This window comes from Streptomyces tropicalis (assembly GCF_029269835.1).
Classification (GTDB): Bacteria; Actinomycetota; Actinomycetes; order Streptomycetales; family Streptomycetaceae; genus Streptomyces; species Streptomyces tropicalis.
On record NZ_JARJBB010000103.1, the window covers coordinates 1 to 593 of the forward strand.

General features: G+C 75.0%; 1 protein-coding gene. It reads right to left on the bottom strand.

The genetic code is table 11. The features are described 5' to 3' along the window. Nucleotides 1-593: hypothetical protein (locus tag P3H78_RS33210; RefSeq protein ID WP_276112884.1), on the bottom strand; the 593-nt coding region annotated here is incomplete at both ends.

The window sequence follows — 593 nt, forward strand, 5'->3', positions numbered from 1 at the left end:
CGCCCGTGGCGGAGGGGGCAGCGCTTGCCGGTCCGCCGGGGCAGTCCCGCTCGGTGGCCGGGCGTACCTGGAAGGTTTCGGTGGGGTCGTAGCGCCGGCGGTGGGCGTCCAGGACGGCGCGGACTTCGGTGGCGAGGTGGTGGCGCTCGGCGTCCAGGCCGCGGGGCAGGGTGACGGTGACGTGGCGGGCTTCGCCGCTGTGGGCGCTGCGCGGGTTGTTCTCCTCGACGGTGACGGGCTGCCAGCCCAGGTCGTACAGGCTCCAGATGCGGGCATCGCGCACATTGGGCGCCTCGAGCCGCATCATCGTCATGGTGATGGCGACGGTCCCGTCCAGGCGTGGCGCCAGGGTGTATCCGCCGCCGCCCCAGGCGGCGGGCACCAGGGCGCTGTCGTCCAGGGTCTGGGCGATGGCGCGCTCGGCCTCGGTGACGGTGCCGGCGGGCGCGGTGGCAGGGGAGGGCGGGCACAGCGGGGCCTTCGTGCCGTCGGGGAAGATCCGCGGCTCTGCGGCGGAGGCGATCCAGTCTGCTGCCAGTTCCTGTGCGGAGGCCGCCAGCGCGGCGATGACCTCTTGGTCGGCGGCCGGGAGC